Below are 18,133 nucleotides of genomic sequence, written 5' to 3'. Positions count from 1 at the left end.
TTTAACCATAATATTCCATTAATCACCCTGACGGAATCGGTGGAGAGGCAGGCACGAAGCGCAGCGCCTTCCTTTCACCAAAATTAACCGTAACAAGCGCGTGATGGATTTAAAGTTGAAATCCGGGAATGGCGGTTGCCGAACGAAGTGTCGACCGCTCGTCGGGCAGGTACGGCTTCAAATGAAAAGCTGCGCAGGTTTGGAGCGTCTGTTTTCAGACGTTGAGTAACGGATTTGCGATACCGCCCGGTCATGTGGCCGGGCGTTTGGATTCGAGGACGGTAGATCGATGGAAAATGTTGCGTTAGCGGCCCCCGCCGCCGATGTTACCCTCTGGGGCCTGTTCATGCAGGCGAACTGGGTCGTCAAGCTGGTTATGCTTGGCCTGCTGTTCGCCTCGATCTGGACCTGGGCTATCATCGTAGACAAAACGATTGCTTACGGACGGGCGCGCCGCGCGATTGATCGCTTCGAGCAGACGTTCTGGTCAGGCCAGTCGCTGGAGGAACTCTATCGCAATCTCGGTGAACGCCGCACCACGGGCATGGCGTCCATCTTCATGGCTGCGATGCGTGAATGGAAGAAATCATTCGAGAAGGGCGCTCGCTCGCCCATCGGTCTTCAGATGCGTATCGACAAGGCCATGGACGTCGCGCTGGCGCGTGAAAGTGAAAAGCTCGACTCGCGTCTGGGCTTTCTGGCGACCATCGGTTCCTCGGCCCCCTTTATCGGTCTGTTCGGCACGGTTGTCGGTATCATGACCTCGTTCCAGGCCATCGCCGCTTCCAAGAACACCAGTCTTGCCGTCGTGGCGCCAGGTATCGCCGAAGCGCTTCTGGCAACGGCAATCGGTCTTCTTGCCGCTATTCCTGCCGTTATTGCCTATAACAAGCTGTCGGCAGACGCGGGCAAGATCGGTGGGCGACTGGAAGGCTTTGCGGATGAATTTTCCGCCATACTGTCGCGCCAAATTGATGAGAAGCTGACGCCGCGTAATTAAGCGGCTTCAAGCATCGAGTGTAATTTCAGCCTTCGGGAATCTTGCAATGGGCATGTCGGTAGGAAATCAGGGAATGCAGTCGGGCGGACGCCGCAGGCGCGGCCGCAGACCAGCATTGATGAGCGAAATCAACGTCACGCCGTTCGTTGACGTGATGCTCGTTCTCCTCATCATCTTCATGGTCTCCGCACCATTGCTGACTGTTGGCGTGCCAATTGATCTGCCGGACACGCAGGCCAAGGCCATGAACGCCGACACGCAGCCGATCACCGTTTCGGTCAATAGCGAAGGCAAGATCTTCCTGCAGGAAACTGAAATTCCGATTGAGGAAGTGGTTCCGAAGCTCCAGGCCATCGCCAAGACAGGCTATGAAGAGCGCATTTTCGTGCGCGGTGACAAGGCTGCCGATTACGGCACCGTCATGAAAGTCATGGCTCGCATTTCCGCCGCCGGTTTCAAGAATATCGGCCTTGTGACCCTCCAGGAGCAGGATAGCTGACGCCATCATGAAGGCTGGCCTGACATCTTCTGTTGCATTGCATGCCGTTGCGGTCGCGCTGGCAGTGGTTTCGTTTTCCTCGCCGAAGGCTTTCGACGTGCAGGATTCGGAATCATTCCCTGTCGATATCGTACCGATCGAGTCGATTACCCAAATCCAGCAGGGCGACAAGAAAGCGCCCATGAAGGAAAAGTCGGCTCCCGTGCCGACAACCAAGCCGCAAACCGTTCCCGACGCCCAGAATGTCGGCGATCAGGACGTAGACACCACGACGCCCCCAAAGCCCGACACGAAGGCAAAGCCAATCGAGGCGGCTGAAGAGCCAAAGGCACAACCGGAACCGGTGAAGAAGCCGGAACCGAAGCCTGATCCGAAACCGGAACAGAAGCCGGAGACGAAGCCGACGCCGGTTCCTGCGACGGAAGTTCAGACCAAGCCGGAAGAAAAGCAGGAAGTGAAGCCCGATCCGGTGGCGGAAGCCATCGAAAAGCAGGCTGAATCGCCCGACGCGGAAGCGCCGAAGCTGCCAGACAAGGTTCCCGCGCCGGAAGCCAAGCCGAAGCCACCGCAGGCGCAGACCGCGAAGACGCCGGACCGCAAGCCGACGGAAGAGAAGAAGCCGACGCAGAGCGCTTCGCAAACATCGCAATCGAAGAAAGACGCGATTGCAGATGAGGTTGCAGCCCTTCTGAACAAGCAGAAGGCGGCAGGCGGCGGTGCCAAGCGTTCCACCGATCAGGCTTCGCTGGGCGGCAAGAAGAATACGGGCGGCGCCAAGCTCAGCCAGAGCGAAACTGATGCGCTGAAGGGAGCTATCTCAAAGTGCTGGAACGTACCGGCCGGTGTGGCTGACGCGCCGGGACTGGTCGTGACCGTCAAGATGAAGCTGAACCAGGACGGCTCCCTACAGGCTTCGCCTGAGGTTACGTCGGGCGGTGGCGGTGATGGTGTGGCTCGTGCAGCCGCTGAGAGCGCCAAGCGCGCTGTCGCACGCTGCGCACCGTACAATCTGCCAGCGGACAAGTATGACACATGGTCGGAAGTGATCGTCAACTTCGACCCGAGCGATATGTTCTGACCGGGTTTCCGGTCGCCAACCCACTAGTGCCAAGGACAAAGAGGTCCCAGAAGACATGAAAATCGGCATCATCAATACAAAGATCCGGACGGTCTTTTCGGCTTTCGCGTGTATGATTGCCGCAAGCCTTGTCTGCACCATGCCGGCGCGCGCCGTCGTGGAAATCAATATCAACAAGGGTGTGATCGAGCCGCTGCCGATCGCCATCACCGATTTCCTTTCGGCCGACCAGCTCGGACCGAATATCACGTCGGTCATTGCGGCTGATCTTGAGCGGTCGGGTCTTTTCGCGCCTATCGACAAGGGCGCCTTCATCGAGAAGATCTCCAATCCGGACGCGGCTCCGCGTTTCGAGGACTGGAAGGTCATCAATGCGCAGGCGCTCGTTACGGGCCGCATCACCAAGCAGCCGGATGGCCGCCTCAAGGCCGAGTTCCGCCTGTGGGATACGTTCGGTGGCCAGCAGATGATCGGCCAGCAGTTTTTCACCACGCCGGACAACTGGCGCCGCGTCGCCCACATCATCGCTGACGCCATCTATGAGCGCCTGACCGGTGAAAAGGGCTATTTCGATACGCGCGTTGTTTTCGTCGACGAATCCGGCCCGGCACAGAAGCGCGTGAAGCGACTGGCCATCATGGATCAGGACGGCGCCAATGTGCGTTATATTTCCGACGGTCGCGCGATTTCGCTGACGCCGCGTTTCTCGCCGAACCGTCAGGAAGTCACCTATATGTCGTTCGAAGGCGGTTCACCGAAAGTATATCTGCTGCAGCTCGAAACCGGCCAGCGTGAACTCGTCGGCAACTTCCCCGGCATGACCATTGCTCCGCGGTTCTCGCCCGATGGCCAGAAGGTCGTGATGAGTCTGCTTCAGGACGACGGCAGCGCCAATATCTATACCATGGATTTGCGCAATCGTTCGACCACGCGCCTGACCAACAGCCAGGCGATCGATACGAGCGCGTCCTATTCACCGGACGGATCGCAGATCGTTTTCTCCTCCGACCGTGGTGGACGTCCGCAGCTTTATGTCATGGGTGCCGATGGCTCCAATCCGCGCCGTATCTCGGCAGGTGACGGCAGCTACTCTACGCCGGTCTGGTCTCCTCGCGGCGATCTCATCGCCTTCACCAAGCAGTCGCAGGGCCAGTTTTCCATCGGTGTGATGAAGACTGATGGTTCGGGCGAACGCCTGCTGACCTCGGGCTTTCACAATGAAGGTCCGACCTGGGCTCCGAACGGTCGCGTTCTGATGTTCTTCCGCAAGGCGGCAGGTGCAGGCGGTCCGAAGCTCTTCACCATTGATCTGACCGGCCGCAACGAGCGCCAGATTCAGACGCCAAACTTCGCGTCTGACCCGGCCTGGTCACCGCTGCTCGAATAGGCTTTTGCGAAAAGTTACCAAAGTTGAAGGCGCGAAGCTCCGGTTTCGCGCCTTTTTCATGGATAGAGCGGTTCCGGTTGAACCGGAAACGGGGAATCACTCTATCTCTTTGTTTTGTCGCATTATCCTCACGCAAAACCGCTTCGCACTTTTGCTGGAAATGCTCAAATTGCCACAATCATTGCCAGGAAGCCGTGTTTCTGCCGTATTTTGCCCCCAAGGGCTAGAACCAGAAATGCCGCCGGAAATCGCCGGTTGCACTTGGCCGCAAGAAAATATTAACCATACTTCTTGAGCCTGTCTTAACCTCAATATGATTATTGGATGGTTACGCAGGAACATCAAATCTTAAGGAGCTCCGGCCCATGCGCCGTATCCAGTCGATTGCACGTAGCCCGATCGCTATTGCCCTTTTCATGTCGCTCGCCGTTGCCGGTTGTGCGTCCAAGAAGAACCTTCCGAACAATGCCGGTGATCTGGGTCTCGGTGCAGGCGCTGCAACGCCGGGTTCCTCGCAGGACTTCACGGTTAATGTCGGCGACCGCATCTTCTTCGATCTCGATTCTTCGCTGATCCGCGCCGATGCACAGCAGACGCTTTCCAAGCAGGCCCAGTGGCTGCAGCGTTATCCGCAGTACTCGATCACGGTCGAAGGCCATGCCGACGAACGCGGTACGCGTGAATACAACCTCGCTCTCGGTCAGCGCCGTGCAGCTGCCACCCGCGACTTCCTCGCTTCGCGTGGCGTTCCGACCAACCGTATGCGCACCATTTCTTACGGTAATGAACGTCCGGTCGCGGTTTGCGATGCCGACTCGTGCTGGTCGCAAAACCGCCGCGCTGTCACCGTTCTCAACGGTGCAGGCAGCTAATCTTCGAACACCTTACAGTGTTACGGAAAAGCGGCTTTCAGGCCGCTTTTTTCGTTTTTGACCGCTTGATTAGCCGTTTCGACAAACTTTGGCCGAAGTCGCACTTGTCATAGTGAACATCAAAAGGCCCTTGCTTTTCGCAATTTCCGGCGCAAAACCGCTTCGCACTTTTGCGGGAAATGCTCTAAAAGCGGAGCTGAAGTATGTCTCGCGAAAGTGGGAACCGGTTTCGGGGTAAAGACATACGTAAAAACAAATGGATAGAGTGGTTCCAACGAGTCATGTTCCAGCCGGAACGGTTCTCGTCATGCGGCAATCATGTTCAGCGCCTGTTCAGGCGCGGCACTCGATCATCCAGTTCGCTTCGAATTGGGTGGATGAATTAGCAGGGGCAAAAGGGAATGAGGAAACCAATGAGGAAAGTGACGCTGGCAATTGCCATGCTGCCGCTTTTGGCGAGTGCTCCGGTTCTGGCGGCATCTGTTTCTTCGCAAGGGGGAATTCAGCTCGCACAGGCAGGTGCTCCCGGCGGGGATCAGTTTTCGCAGCAGGTCTGCAATCTGGCGCATCAAAACGCCCAATCCTATGCGCGCATCTTGCAGCTTCGCGACAAGATGCTGAAAATCCAGCGCGACAACGAAGCGCGTTTTCAGGCATTGGAGAAGGGGCGTGGCGGCGCACAGAATCGCGTCAGCATCGGCTCGACGGCAATTCTCGATGATGCCATGCGTGATAATGGCAGCGGCGGCGGGCAGGGTGGCGGCTATCAAAGCCCCGGCCTGCAGCAGGAACTTGTGCGCAACCTGACCGGCAAGGTCGAGGACGTGGACGCCCAGATTTCGTTCACCGACAACCAGTTGCAAAAGACGCAGGAAGACAATGAATTCCGGTTCGAAGAACTGGAAAAGAAGAACGGCGTAGCCTCGCCTGCTTCCAGCGGCGCGTCTCAGTCCGCTCCCGCTGCAGCATCGCCTGGGGCCGATCTCTGTGCACAGGGCATGGGCAATCCCGCCGGGATCGCGGATGCATTGAGTGCGCGTGCTGAAGCCATGAACTTCCAGATCCTCGAAATGCAGGATCAGATGCAGAAGATGCAGGAAGCAAACGAAAACCGCTTTCAGTTTCTGGAAACCGGCAAGCGCGCCGAAACGGATGTTCAGCAGGCTGGCGGCGACACGTCGCTCGCCGATGCCGGTTCCAGTCAGGGCAGTAACGGAAACCTCGATGGCGGGGTTTCCGGAAGCGCTCCACAGAGCGGCGGCTATGACGCTTCTTCGCAGACTGCGGCCAGCCAGTCTTCTGGCGCCGATTCCATGGCTATTGGTTCGAACACGCCCGCACAAGGCGGACCGGCACGTGGCGAGCCGCCACAATCGCTGGGCTCCATCCGGTTCGACGCCAGTGGCAATGTAATCGGCGAAACGCTCGATGCCACACCAAGAACGGCACAGCCGGGTGCGGCACCGGGTACTACGGCCGGAGGAACGGCAGGTGATACGGTCGCTTCCCTTCCGACCGACGATAATCCCAATTCGCTCTATCAGGCGTCCTATCAATATCTGATGTCGGGCGACTACAAGGCAGCGGAAACCGGTTTTCGCGAACACGTGAAGCGCTATCCGGCGGACCCCAATACGGCGGAAGCACGCTTCTGGCTTGGTGAATCGCTTTACGGTCAGGGCCGTTATCCGGAAGCGGCGACGATTTTCATCGATACGCAACGCGATTATCCCGATTCGAAGCGCGCGCCGGAAAATATGTTCAAGCTCGGCATGACGCTTGAAAAAATGGACAATCGCGATGTCGCCTGTGCGACCTTCGCGCAGATTCCGGAACGTTACCCCAAGGCAGCGCCTGCCATTCTGAAGCGCGTTGCCGATGAGCGCAGCCGCGCAAAGTGCTGATTGCGGAGTTATTTCGTGGGGCTTAGCCCAAGCAATATTTCCAGATTATTCGAGCCATTCGGATTTGAGAAGGCAAGGACCGTCATAGCCGCCGTTTCGGGCGGCAGCGATTCTCTTGGCCTGCTTTTCCTCCTTCGGGATTATATGGCAATGCTCCAGAGCCCACCCCGGCTGATCGCCGTGACGGTGGACCATCGGCTGCGCGCCGAATCGAAGGCTGAAGCTGAGAATGTCGGCCTGCTCTGTCGGCAATACGGGATTGAACACCGCATTCTCGTCTGGGATGACGTCAAGCCGGCAAGTGGGCTCGCGGCTGCTGCGCGCACGGCGCGCTATCGACTGCTGGTGCAGGCGGCGCGGGATACTGGCGGAGCCTTCATCGTCACCGGCCATACGCAAGACGACCAGATTGAAACCTTTCTGATGCGCAAGGAGCGCAGCGCTCATGCCGAGGCACGTGGGCTTGCAGCGATGTCGTCGCGCTCATGGCTGGAGGGCATGGGGCTGGAGGGCTCTGTTGAACTCGACCGTCCGCTGCTCGCTGTTTCCCGGCGGACATTGCGTGATGAGTTGCAGGGCAGGGGTATCAACTGGGTGGATGATCCCAGCAATGCCAACACGAAATATGAACGGCCGCGGATTCGTCTGGGCATCGCTGCGGAGGCTGACAGGCAGGCGGTTCTTGGTCAGATTGCTGAAGCAGGAGCTGCGCGCGAGCGAGACAATGCGGCCTTGATTGCTGCGCTGGACGATCCGGCGAGCCTGCGCGTTGATGCGACCGGTGCCTTGCTTGTCGATCCGCGGCTTTACGCCGTGCTTCCTGACAATGTGAGACGGCTTTTCGCCGGATTGCTGGCGGCAATCGCCGGCGGACGCCGTTTCCTGCCGGGCGATAGCGAACGCTCACGCATCGAACGGGTCCTGTCTGAAGATGATGACAATCATCGCCTGACGGTGTTCGGCGCCCTGATCGAGCGTGGCGAGAATGGCTCCCCACATCAGTTCCGCCGCGAAAAACGCAATCTGCCGAAACTTCGTCTGGAGCCGGATAAACGAATTGTCTGGGATGGGCGATTCCGTTTTTCGAATGAAGGAAAAATGAGTTTCGATCTGGCTGCGCCGGGACGGCAGGAACTTGTTGACTTCCTGAAGTCGCAGAATATCGAAATCGAATCTCGAAAACGTGAGACCTTGCTGGTTTCTCCCGCTCTTTATAGGGATGGAAGGCTAATCGCCTTGCCGTTTCTGCAGAATGGAGAATTTCCACAAGGTATTCATATCGAACGGCATTTTGCGATCTTCGATCATGTATTGCCGGGGCATGATTTCGGCCTTGCAATGGCCGTTGAGGCCCGGCTTGGGCGCATCTGCGCGGAAATGTCCTAATTTTTGTAAACCAGAGTGCGAAGAATCGAGGATGCGGGGTCGAACGCGCCTTGGCAAGGCCATCCTTCGATCCTATGTTAGACCGAAACATCGTTCCGTGCCCGCGGAATGGCCGTGGTATCGATTGGACCCGATATGAATCCGAACTATCGCAACTTCGCCCTTTGGGCGATCATTGCTCTTCTTTTGATCGCGCTGTTCAACCTGTTCCAAAGCCCAGGTCAGCGCTCCAATTCCCGTGAAGTTTCCTATTCGCAATTTATTGATGACGTATCCAACGGTCGCGTGAAATCGGTCACGATTACCGGCCAGCGGATCAGCGGTACTTTTGCTGACAATGGATCGACTTTCCAGACCTATTCGCCGGGCGATACAGGTCTTGTTTCGCGCCTTGAAAGCAAGGATGTCGCGATCACAGCGCGCCCTGAAACCGACGGTTCCAGCTCGCTGATCGGCATTCTCCTGTCGTGGCTGCCGATGATCCTGATCCTTGGTGTGTGGATTTTCTTCATGCGCCAGATGCAGGGTGGTTCGCGCGGTGCGATGGGCTTCGGCAAGTCGAAGGCCAAGCTGCTGACGGAAGCGCATGGCCGCGTTACTTTCCAGGACGTTGCCGGTGTGGACGAAGCCAAGCAGGATCTTGAGGAAATCGTCGAATTCCTGCGCGATCCGCAGAAGTTCCAGCGTCTGGGCGGCAAGATTCCGCGCGGCGTTCTGCTCGTTGGCCCTCCCGGCACCGGTAAGACGCTTCTGGCGCGCTCGGTTGCGGGTGAAGCCAATGTGCCCTTCTTCACCATTTCCGGTTCGGACTTTGTTGAAATGTTCGTTGGCGTTGGCGCAAGCCGTGTCCGCGACATGTTCGAGCAGGCCAAGAAGAATGCGCCTTGCATCATCTTCATCGATGAAATCGATGCTGTCGGTCGTCATCGCGGCGCCGGGCTCGGCGGCGGCAATGATGAACGCGAACAGACGCTCAACCAGCTTCTGGTCGAGATGGACGGCTTTGAAGCCAACGAATCGATCATCCTGATCGCGGCGACCAACCGTCCCGACGTTCTCGACCCTGCACTGTTGCGTCCGGGTCGTTTCGACCGTCAGGTTGTGGTGCCGAACCCGGATATCGTCGGTCGCGAACAGATCCTCAAAGTGCATGTGCGCAATGTGCCGCTTGCACCCAATGTCGATCTCAAGATTGTCGCACGCGGCACGCCGGGCTTCTCCGGCGCCGATCTCGCCAACCTCGTCAACGAAGCTGCCCTCATGGCCGCACGCCGCAACAAGCGTCTGGTGACCATGCAGGAATTCGAGGACGCCAAGGACAAGATCATGATGGGTGCGGAACGCCGCTCCGCCATGACACAGGAAGAAAAGGCCAATACGGCCTATCATGAGGCAGGCCACGCTATTGTTGCGCTCAACGTGCCGAAGGCTGATCCAGTCCACAAGGCGACGATCATTCCGCGCGGTCGTGCGCTCGGCATGGTGATGCAGCTTCCCGAAGGCGACCGTTATTCGGCGACCTATACGTGGATGGTGTCGCGCCTTGCCATCATGATGGGCGGTCGCGTGGCTGAAGAGCTGAAATTCGGCAAGGAAAACATCACTTCCGGTGCTTCCTCCGATATTCAGCAGGCCACCAAGCTTGCCCGTTCGATGGTGACGCAGTGGGGCTATTCGGACAAGCTTGGCCGTGTGGCTTATGGCGACAATCAGGAAGAAGTCTTCCTTGGCCATTCGGTGTCCCGCACGCAGAATATTTCGGAAGAAACCGCGCAGATCATCGATGCCGAAGTGCGTCGCCTGATCGACGAGGCTTATGCCGAGGCAACCCGTATCCTGACCAAGAAAAAGAAGGATTGGATCGCGCTCGCCGAAGGTCTGCTCGAATACGAAACGCTCTCGGGCGACGAGATCAAGGAACTGATTGCAGGCAACAAGCCATCTCGTGATCAGGGCAACGATACGCCGTCGCGCGGCTCGGGCGTGCCGAAGGCCGGAAGTCCGCGCAAGCGCAAGGGCAGTGAGCCTGGCAGCGAACCCGGTATGGAACCGCAGCCGCAATAAGCTGCTCCAAGTCGAATAGAGAAAGCCGGGCTTGTCCCGGCTTTCTTGCTATCTGGCTTTGTGTGGGCTTACCGCAAAGCCTCGTTAAGGATTTCGGCGCATCATATTGCGTCGGATTACGACTTTGGACGTGGGAAGGTCGAACCTGCCGCCAAAGGCGAAATTGCATTTGTGAGGGTTTTCGCGTTAAGAACAGCGAAAATCTGCTATCCGGCCAACCGGCAGCCATTGCTCGCCGGTCATTTCAGGCGGCATATATTGGAAGACATAGAGAGCGGTTCATGGCTCAGCGTAAGGCGAAACAGATGACACGGAAATATTTTGGAACCGATGGCATTCGCGGACAGGCAAACAGCTTTCCGATGACACCGGAAGTTGCCATGAAAGTCGGCATGGCGGTTGGTCATATCTTCCGTCGCAAGGGGCAGGCCTCACGCGTGGTTATCGGAAAGGATACACGCCGTTCGGGCTATATGCTGGAAAACGCGCTGGTGGCCGGTTTTACTGCCGCCGGCATGGATGTGTTCCTGCTCGGCCCGATCCCGACGCCTGCCGTCGCTATGCTCTGCCGTTCGCTGCGCGCCGATATCGGCGTCATGATCTCTGCATCGCACAATCCATTCTATGACAATGGCATCAAGCTTTTCGGTCCTGACGGATACAAGCTTTCCGACGAGATCGAGCTCAAGATCGAGGCGATGATCGATGGTGATCTGACCCCTTATCTGGCCAGCCATGGCGATGTCGGTCGCGCCAAGCGCGTTGACGGCGACATCTACCGCTATATCGAGTTTGCCAAGCGCACGCTGCCGCGCAATATCGACCTGAACGGCCTGCGCGTCGTCGTCGATTGCGCTAATGGCGCTGGCTACAAGGTAGCCCCTGCTGCTCTGTGGGAGCTGGGCGCCGAAGTCATCACCATCAACAACGAGCCGAACGGCATCAACATCAACGAGGATTGCGGTTCGACGCACCCGATCGGCCTGATGAAGAAGGTTCACGAAGTGCGCGCCGATGTCGGCATCGCGCTCGACGGCGATGCGGACCGCGTCTTGCTGGTCGATGAAAATGGCACTGTCATCGATGGCGACCAGTTGATGGCGGTTATTGCTGAAAGCTGGGCTGCAACCGACCGTCTCGAAGGCGGTGGCATTGTGGCGACCGTCATGTCCAATCTTGGACTGGAACGTTTTCTTGCCGACCGTCACCTGACATTGGCCCGCACCAAGGTGGGTGACCGTTATGTGGTCGAGCATATGCGCGAACATGGTTTCAATGTCGGCGGTGAGCAGTCCGGTCATATTGTTCTGTCCGACTTCGCGACAACGGGCGACGGCCTGATCTCGGCGCTACAAATCCTCGCGGTTGCGCAGGAACAGGGTAGGCCGATCAGTGAAGTGTGCCGCAAGTTCGATCCGGTACCGCAGCTTTTAAAGAATGTGCGCACCGCTGGTGGCAAGCCACTGGAGAACAAACGGGTCAAGAGCGCAATCGACGAGGCAACCGAGCGTCTTGGCGTTCAGGGCCGGCTGGTCATTCGCCCATCCGGCACGGAACCGCTCATCCGTGTCATGGCAGAAGGTGATGATCGTGGTCTGGTGGAAAAGGTCGTCAACGACATCATCGACGTGATCTCGTCCGAAGGTAGCGCTGCCGCCTGATTACTCCACGAACAATTTCAGCAAAGGCGCGGGTTTGTTCCGCGCCTTTTGCGTTTGGAGCGCACTTGCTGGTGGGCGCGGCCTTCGCGATGTGCATCGAGAGCCAGTCAGATCGCTTGCTGTAAATTAGCAAGTGTTAATGAACTTGGTAAAAAAACAAGGTTAAGTTGTATTTAACTTTTGCCGAATAGTCTCCCCTCAAACATCCGTATCGTCGCTTTCGGCGGCGCGATTCTCCGATGGGGCAGACATATGAAAAGTCTTACGAAAACTCTTTTTGCCGGTGTGGTGGCATCGGTTGCCCTGATGGCTGCGGCACCTGTTGCTCTGGCAGCGGACATTCTGGAGCCCGTTCCGGAGGTTCCGGAAGTCGTCGTCGCTCCGCCTGCCGTGGGCGGCTGGTATCTGCGCGGCGATATTGGTTATTCCAAGGCCAAGTTCAAAGACGCTGATTACGCGACCATCGATAATTGCGCGACTTGCGGTGGTGGTTCGCCGACCTTCGGTAGCAACACGCTTTACGGCGATCTAAAGGGTTCGTTTCTTGTGGGCGGTGGTGTCGGTTATCAGGTGACGGATTATTTTCGTACCGATCTGACAGTCGACTACATGACCCGCGCCAAGTTCAATGGTCATACTTATGGCTCGGCCTGTAACGGCGATATCAATTGCGCTTCTGACGAGCGCAGTCATTTCTCGGCTCTTTCCATTCTGGCCAATGCCTATGTCGATCTTGGTAATTTTGCCGGCTTTACGCCCTATATCGGTGCCGGTATTGGTGGCACCCGCGTGAAGTGGGATGATCTGGACGATGTTCGCTACGGCGGCACACAGGAAGGCGCTGCCAGCTGGCGCTTCACCTATGCGCTTATGGCCGGTGCATCGGTTGATCTCACACAGAACCTCAAGCTCGATGCAGGCTATCGCTACCGCCACATCAATGGCGGCAAGATGTTCGAGGGCAATCAGTGGCTTGGTGATGGCCGCGACAATGGCATGAATGTGCACGATGTACGCGTCGGCCTGCGTTATATGTTTGGCGGCGCAGGTCCAGCCTATGCCCCGCAGCAGGTATCGACCATCGTAGACGGTCCGGTTTACAAGTAAAATAGTAATTTCCAAGACAAAATAGGCCCGGTCATCCGGGCCTTATTTGTTTAGAATCATAGTAAACATATCCCTATATTTATGTGATCTTAACCATGTTAATTCATACATGATGATACATTCATAAGCGGGGATTTCATCATGTCTATGCAATGGCGTGCTTTCTGTTCGTCGGCTGCTTTGCTGGCCGGATTATGCGTCGCATCGCAATCTTTTGCGGCAGATCTCGATATGGTCAGTTATGAGCCGGGCGCCCCGGTGCAACAGCCGGTCGAGGTCGGGTCCGGCTGGTATCTGCGCGGCGATATCGGCTACAATATCTCCTCCAAGGTTAAGCTTCAGGCAGAGACACCCTTCTGGAGCGGGTCTCAAAGTTTTGATCTGGACAAGAATGTCGTGCCTTCCATCGGCATCGGCTATCAGTTCACGGATAATCTGCGCGGCGACGTGACGCTCGGCTATTCGAAGCAGAGCTTCGACGACCTGGACGTCGATGTTCGTAGCTGGGACATGATGGCTAACGCCTATGTCGATCTCGGTAATTACTACGGCTTTACACCTTATCTCGGTGCGGGTCTTGGCTTCGCCAATGTGCGTTATTCCATCGATACGGCCTCTGGCGAATACAAGACGGACGATGATTATCGTCTCGCCTGGGCGCTGATGGCGGGTGTGGGCATCGACGTGGCATCCAACATCAAGCTCGATATCGGCTATCGTTATGGGGTCGTCGAAGGCGCGGATATTGCAAGTGCGGCAGGTATCACGCTCAGCGACAAGGACATTCAGTCCCATCAATTGCGTGCCGGTGTGCGCTTCACCACCTGGTAATACCAAGTCTCATCGAGACTTGGTTAAGCCCGTGCGGCAATTGAGCATTTTCAGGGCGTGATGCGTTAGCATCTTAGCGCCCTGCTATAATTGCGGCGGGCCTGAAGGTCCGCATTGCAGTTTATTGTTTTAGATCTATCGAATTTTTCGTTTTCATATGCGGCCCGAATCCTTACAGGTGAAAGAATGCGTCGAGCGCGTTTCCTGAAAAGGGGAGGGTAATGAAAGCAATTGCAGCATTTTCAGATTTCGTAGGCCGGACATTCGCTGTCTGGGTCATTGTCTTTGCCATTCTGGGTTTTGTTCTTCCATCCACATTCAGCGTTTTTGCGCCATGGATCGTGGTTCTGCTTGGCATCATCATGTTCGGGATGGGCCTGACCATTTCCGGCAAGGATTTTGCCGAAGTCGCCAAAAGACCTTTCGAGGTCGCCATCGGTGTGCTGGCTCAGTTCATCATCATGCCGCTTCTCGCCGTATTGCTGACGCGCATCATTCCGATGTCGCCGGAAGTGGCCGCAGGCGTCATTCTGGTTGGTTGCTGCCCCGGTGGAACCGCCAGCAACGTCATGACCTATCTGTCGAAGGGCGACGTGGCGCTGAGCGTAGCCTGCACAAGTGTCACCACCTTGCTGGCGCCGCTCGTGACGCCGTTTCTGGTCTGGTTCTTCGCCAGCCAGTATCTGCCCGTTGATGCGATGAGCATGTTCATCAGCATCGTGAAGGTGATCCTTGTGCCTCTGGCGCTTGGCTTCGTCTTGCAGAAACTGGTTCCGGGCCTCGTCAAGGCAGCAGTCCCCATGCTGCCGCTTGTGTCGGTCATCGGTATCGTGCTCATCGTTGCAGCCGTGGTCGCGGTCAACAAGGCTGCCATCGCGCAGTCGGGCCTGCTGATCTTCGCGGTCGTGTTCCTGCACAATGGCTTCGGCTTGTTGCTTGGCTATTTCGCGGCACGGTTTGCCGGGCTTTCGCTGGCAAAGCGCAAGGCGATCAGCATCGAGGTCGGCATGCAGAACAGCGGCCTTGGCGCTGCTCTCGCCAATGCGCATTTCTCGCCGCTGGCGGCTGTGCCAAGCGCCGTCTTCAGTGTCTGGCACAATATCTCCGGCGCGCTGATTGCAAGCTATTATGCGCGCATGGAAGACGAGCCGACAGAGACGCAAACGGTCAGGCGATAATGAAATTCTACCCGCCTGGAGTAATCCGGGCGGGTTTGATGAAAATATTCCCCGAAAGCCGTATTGAGGAAAAATGCACTTTCGGCTATCCCAGTAAGTGGGCCACGTCTCCCCAACGAGACGCGTGCTATCTGAGAGGATAGAAACAACATGACGACGATTGCGAAGCCGGCAGTTCGCCCGGCTAATCCTAATTTTTCATCCGGTCCCTGTGCAAAACGTCCCGGCTGGTCGCTGAATGCGCTGGTCGATGCGGCGCTTGGCCGTTCGCACCGCGCGAAAATCGGCAAGACCAAGCTGAAAGAAGCCATCGACCTTACCCGCGAAGTACTGCAGGTGCCTGCCGACTACCGTATCGGTATCGTGCCGGCTTCCGACACCGGCGCTGTCGAGATGGCGCTGTGGTCCATGCTCGGCGCGCGTGGCGTCGATATGGTTGCATGGGAAAGCTTCGGTTCGGGCTGGGTCACGGATGTGGTGAAGCAGCTCAAGCTCGAAGATGTCCGCACATTCGAAGCGCCTTACGGTGAGATTGTCGATTTTTCGCAGGTCGATTTCGACCGCGATGTCGTTTTCACCTGGAACGGCACCACGTCCGGCGCGCGCGTCCCGAATGGCGATTTCATTCCGGCTGACCGCAAGGGTCTGACCTTCTGCGATGCGACCTCTGCCGCCTTCGCGCAACGCCTCGATTTTCCGAAACTCGATGTCGTGACCTTCTCCTGGCAGAAGGTTCTGGGCGGTGAGGGTGCACATGGCATCCTCATCCTCAGCCCGCGTGCTGTCGAACGTCTGGAAAGCTACAAGCCTGCTTGGCCGTTGCCGAAGATTTTCCGAATGACCAAGGGCGGTAAGCTGATCGAAGGCATCTTCGTCGGCGAAACCATCAACACGCCGTCCATGCTCTGTGTGGAAGACTATCTCGATGCGCTGAAATGGGCGAAATCGCTTGGCGGTCTCGATGCGCTGGTTGCGCGCGCCGATGCGAATTTTGCGGTTCTCGACGGTTTTGTCGCAAAGACGCCGTGGATTGCCAATCTGGCCGTGAAGCCGGAAACGCGTTCGAATACTTCCGTCTGCCTTACGATTGTCGATCCGGAAGTGACTGCCTTGTCTGCCGACGAGCAGGCCGCTTTCGCCAAGGGCATCGTCACCGCGCTCGACAAGGAAGGCGTTGCCTATGATATCGGCGCCTATCGCGATGCACCTTCGGGTCTGCGTATATGGGCTGGTGCCACGGTGGAAGCTTCCGATCTGGAAGCGCTGACGCATTGGCTGGATTGGGCTTTTGCAACGCAGAAGGCTGCGCTGAAAGCGGCTGCCTGAGCATTTCGTGCATGACGCCGTGGTCCGCGTTGGGGCGGCCACGGTCCGCATCCCCCTTAGAGCGCATTTCGATCTGATTAAGTCAGATCGGCGCTCTAAGTGATTGTTTTCACGCGCATCTTATCCGAAAACCGTTTCACACTTTTCGGGATGCGCTCTATTCATAGCATTTCCTGAAGCAGATCGGTCTGCGTTTACAGGAAATGTTTGGTCTGAAAATGTTTGAAGGAGGCCTCCATGGCACCTCGCGTTCTCGTATCCGATAAGCTTTCGCCCACTGCCGTCCAGATTTTCAAGGATCGCGGCGTGGAAGTCGATTACCTGCCTGATCTCGGCAAGGACAAGGAAAAGCTTCTCGAAGTCATCGGCGATTATGATGGTCTGGCGATCCGCTCGGCCACCAAGGTCACGGAAAAGCTGATCGCAGCCGCCAAGAAGCTCAAGGTCGTCGGTCGCGCCGGTATCGGCGTGGACAATGTCGATATTCCGGCGGCTTCGCGCCGTGGTATCATCGTCATGAACACGCCTTTCGGCAATTCGATCACCACTGCCGAACATGCCATTGCGCTGATGTTCGCTGTAGCGCGGCAATTGCCGGAAGCAGACACCTCCACCCGCGCTGGCAAGTGGGAAAAGAACCGCTTCATGGGCGTGGAAATCACCGGCAAGACGCTGGGCGTCGTCGGCTGCGGCAATATCGGTTCGATTGTCGCCACGCGCGCCATTGGCCTGAAGATGCATGTGGTGGCCTTCGATCCGTTCCTGTCCGAAGCCCGTGCGCAGGAACTGGGCGTCGAAAAGGTCGAACTGGACGAGCTGCTGGCGCGCGCCGATTTCATCACGCTTCACACGCCCTTGACCGACAAGACCCGCAACATCATCAATGCGGAAAACCTGGCCAAGACCAAACCTGGTGTCCGTATCGTCAATTGCGCCCGTGGCGGCCTGATCGTGGAAAAGGATCTGGTGGCAGCGTTGAAATCCGGTCATGTGGCCGGTGCGGGTATCGACGTCTACGAAACGGAACCGGCGACGGAAAACGAACTTTTCTCACTGCCCAATGTCGTTTGCACGCCGCATCTTGGCGCATCGACCTCGGAAGCGCAGGAAAATGTCGCACTTCAGGTAGCCGAACAGATGTCGGACTATCTGGTGAAGGGCGCCGTTTCCAACGCCATCAACATGCCCTCGATCACGGCGGAAGAAGCGCCGCGTCTGAAGCCGTTCGTGAAGCTTGCCGATGTGCTTGGCGCTTTCGTCGGTCAGGTCACGGACGAGCCGATTCAGGAAGTGGAAGTGCTGTTCGACGGCTCCACCGCAACCATGAATACGCGCGCATTGCTGAGTGCGGCTCTGGCCGGTCTCATCCGTCCGCAGGTCGCCGACGTCAACATGGTTTCCGCACCGATCATGGTGAAGGAGCGCGGCATCATCGTTTCGGAAGTCAAGCGCGACAAGTCCGGCATCTTCGATGGCTATATCAAGCTGACGGTGAAGACCACCTTGCGTGAGCGCTCCATTGCCGGAACCTGCTTCTCGGATGGCAAGGCGCGTTTCATCCAGATCAAGGGAATCAATCTCGATGCCGAGGTCGGCCCGCACATGCTTTACGTCACCAACAAGGACGTTCCGGGCATGATCGGCCTGCTTGGCACGATCTGCGGCAAGCACAATATCAACATCGCAAACTTCTCGCTCGGACGTGACCATCCGGGTGGCGATGCGATCGCCATGCTCTATGTGGATGAACAGATTCCACAGGCAGCACTTGACGAACTGACGGCTCAAGAGGCAATCAAGGCGGCAACACCGCTTGAGTTCAACGTCGGAGAAGTTTGAG

General features: G+C 57.2%; 14 protein-coding genes. All 14 read left to right on the top strand.

Annotated features, from left to right (window positions below; genetic code table 11):
* Positions 1 to 289: 289 nt before the first annotated feature.
* The 14 genes from tolQ to serA all read left to right on the top strand — a co-directional run bounded on the left by tolQ (position 290) and on the right by serA (position 18,132).
* Positions 290 to 1,000 (top strand): protein TolQ, encoded by a 711-nt coding sequence (tolQ, locus tag HWX93_RS16370; RefSeq protein ID WP_109989134.1) that lies wholly within the window; start codon positions 290 to 292, stop codon positions 998 to 1,000.
* 46 nt (positions 1,001 to 1,046) lie between these two features.
* Positions 1,047 to 1,499: a protein TolR gene (gene tolR, locus HWX93_RS16365; protein WP_151556125.1), complete on the top strand. Its 453-nt coding sequence runs from the start codon at positions 1,047 to 1,049 to the stop codon at positions 1,497 to 1,499.
* Positions 1,500 to 1,506: 7 nt separating this feature from the next.
* Positions 1,507 to 2,577 carry a cell envelope integrity protein TolA gene (locus tag HWX93_RS16360; RefSeq protein WP_176037978.1) on the top strand — a complete coding sequence of 357 codons (1,071 nt, stop codon included), beginning with the start codon at positions 1,507 to 1,509 and terminating at the stop codon, positions 2,575 to 2,577.
* 55 nt (positions 2,578 to 2,632) lie between these two features.
* A complete protein-coding gene (gene tolB, locus HWX93_RS16355; protein WP_010661373.1) occupies positions 2,633 to 3,964 on the top strand; it encodes a Tol-Pal system beta propeller repeat protein TolB in 1,332 nt (443 codons plus the stop codon).
* A gap of 365 nt (positions 3,965 to 4,329) precedes the next feature.
* The gene (pal, locus tag HWX93_RS16350; protein WP_010661371.1) at positions 4,330 to 4,836 is read left to right on the top strand and encodes a peptidoglycan-associated lipoprotein Pal; all 507 of its coding nucleotides are present in this window, start codon (positions 4,330 to 4,332) and stop codon (positions 4,834 to 4,836) included.
* A 401-nt stretch (positions 4,837 to 5,237) separates the two neighbouring features.
* Positions 5,238 to 6,740: a tol-pal system protein YbgF gene (gene ybgF / locus HWX93_RS16345; RefSeq protein ID WP_176037977.1), complete on the top strand. Its 1,503-nt coding sequence runs from the start codon at positions 5,238 to 5,240 to the stop codon at positions 6,738 to 6,740.
* Positions 6,741 to 6,755: 15 nt separating this feature from the next.
* The gene (gene tilS / locus HWX93_RS16340) at positions 6,756 to 8,126 is read left to right on the top strand and encodes a tRNA lysidine(34) synthetase TilS (RefSeq protein WP_176037976.1); all 1,371 of its coding nucleotides are present in this window, start codon (positions 6,756 to 6,758) and stop codon (positions 8,124 to 8,126) included.
* Between the two features lie 135 nt (positions 8,127 to 8,261).
* Positions 8,262 to 10,190 (top strand): ATP-dependent zinc metalloprotease FtsH, encoded by a 1,929-nt coding sequence (ftsH, locus tag HWX93_RS16335; protein ID WP_109989139.1) that lies wholly within the window; start codon positions 8,262 to 8,264, stop codon positions 10,188 to 10,190.
* 305 nt (positions 10,191 to 10,495) lie between these two features.
* On the top strand, positions 10,496 to 11,851 hold the full coding sequence (glmM, locus tag HWX93_RS16330; RefSeq protein WP_109989188.1) for a phosphoglucosamine mutase: 1,356 nt from the start codon (positions 10,496 to 10,498) through the stop codon (positions 11,849 to 11,851).
* 252 nt (positions 11,852 to 12,103) lie between these two features.
* The gene (locus HWX93_RS16325; RefSeq protein ID WP_176037975.1) at positions 12,104 to 12,958 is read left to right on the top strand and encodes an outer membrane protein; all 855 of its coding nucleotides are present in this window, start codon (positions 12,104 to 12,106) and stop codon (positions 12,956 to 12,958) included.
* A gap of 141 nt (positions 12,959 to 13,099) precedes the next feature.
* Positions 13,100 to 13,789, top strand: a complete 690-nt coding sequence (locus HWX93_RS16320) for an outer membrane protein (RefSeq protein WP_176037974.1) — start codon at positions 13,100 to 13,102, stop codon at positions 13,787 to 13,789.
* 221 nt (positions 13,790 to 14,010) lie between these two features.
* Entirely contained in the window at positions 14,011 to 14,967 is a 957-nt protein-coding gene (locus tag HWX93_RS16315; protein WP_109989142.1) for a bile acid:sodium symporter family protein, read from the top strand.
* Between the two features lie 150 nt (positions 14,968 to 15,117).
* Positions 15,118 to 16,293: a phosphoserine transaminase gene (locus HWX93_RS16310; RefSeq protein ID WP_176037973.1), complete on the top strand. Its 1,176-nt coding sequence runs from the start codon at positions 15,118 to 15,120 to the stop codon at positions 16,291 to 16,293.
* A gap of 237 nt (positions 16,294 to 16,530) precedes the next feature.
* Entirely contained in the window at positions 16,531 to 18,132 is a 1,602-nt protein-coding gene (serA, locus tag HWX93_RS16305; RefSeq protein WP_109989144.1) for a phosphoglycerate dehydrogenase, read from the top strand.
* Position 18,133 lies beyond the last annotated feature (1 nt).

It is taken from the genome of Brucella tritici (assembly GCF_902825325.1).
Lineage (GTDB): Bacteria > Pseudomonadota > Alphaproteobacteria > Rhizobiales > Rhizobiaceae > Brucella.
The sequence above is the reverse complement of the archived record's forward strand: the minus strand, read 5'-3'. Positions and strand labels throughout refer to the sequence as shown.

Coding starts and splice junctions, on each gene's coding strand:
- tolQ (WP_109989134.1), top strand. CDS start 290: ATGGAAAATGTTGCGTTAGCGGCCCCCGCCGCCGATGTTACCCTCTGG.
- tolR (WP_151556125.1), top strand. CDS start 1,047: ATGGGCATGTCGGTAGGAAATCAGGGAATGCAGTCGGGCGGACGCCGC.
- HWX93_RS16360 (WP_176037978.1), top strand. CDS start 1,507: ATGAAGGCTGGCCTGACATCTTCTGTTGCATTGCATGCCGTTGCGGTC.
- tolB (WP_010661373.1), top strand. CDS start 2,633: ATGAAAATCGGCATCATCAATACAAAGATCCGGACGGTCTTTTCGGCT.
- pal (WP_010661371.1), top strand. CDS start 4,330: ATGCGCCGTATCCAGTCGATTGCACGTAGCCCGATCGCTATTGCCCTT.
- ybgF (WP_176037977.1), top strand. CDS start 5,238: ATGAGGAAACCAATGAGGAAAGTGACGCTGGCAATTGCCATGCTGCCG.
- ftsH (WP_109989139.1), top strand. CDS start 8,262: ATGAATCCGAACTATCGCAACTTCGCCCTTTGGGCGATCATTGCTCTT.
- glmM (WP_109989188.1), top strand. CDS start 10,496: ATGACACGGAAATATTTTGGAACCGATGGCATTCGCGGACAGGCAAAC.
- HWX93_RS16325 (WP_176037975.1), top strand. CDS start 12,104: ATGAAAAGTCTTACGAAAACTCTTTTTGCCGGTGTGGTGGCATCGGTT.
- HWX93_RS16320 (WP_176037974.1), top strand. CDS start 13,100: ATGTCTATGCAATGGCGTGCTTTCTGTTCGTCGGCTGCTTTGCTGGCC.
- HWX93_RS16315 (WP_109989142.1), top strand. CDS start 14,011: ATGAAAGCAATTGCAGCATTTTCAGATTTCGTAGGCCGGACATTCGCT.
- HWX93_RS16310 (WP_176037973.1), top strand. CDS start 15,118: ATGACGACGATTGCGAAGCCGGCAGTTCGCCCGGCTAATCCTAATTTT.
- serA (WP_109989144.1), top strand. CDS start 16,531: ATGGCACCTCGCGTTCTCGTATCCGATAAGCTTTCGCCCACTGCCGTC.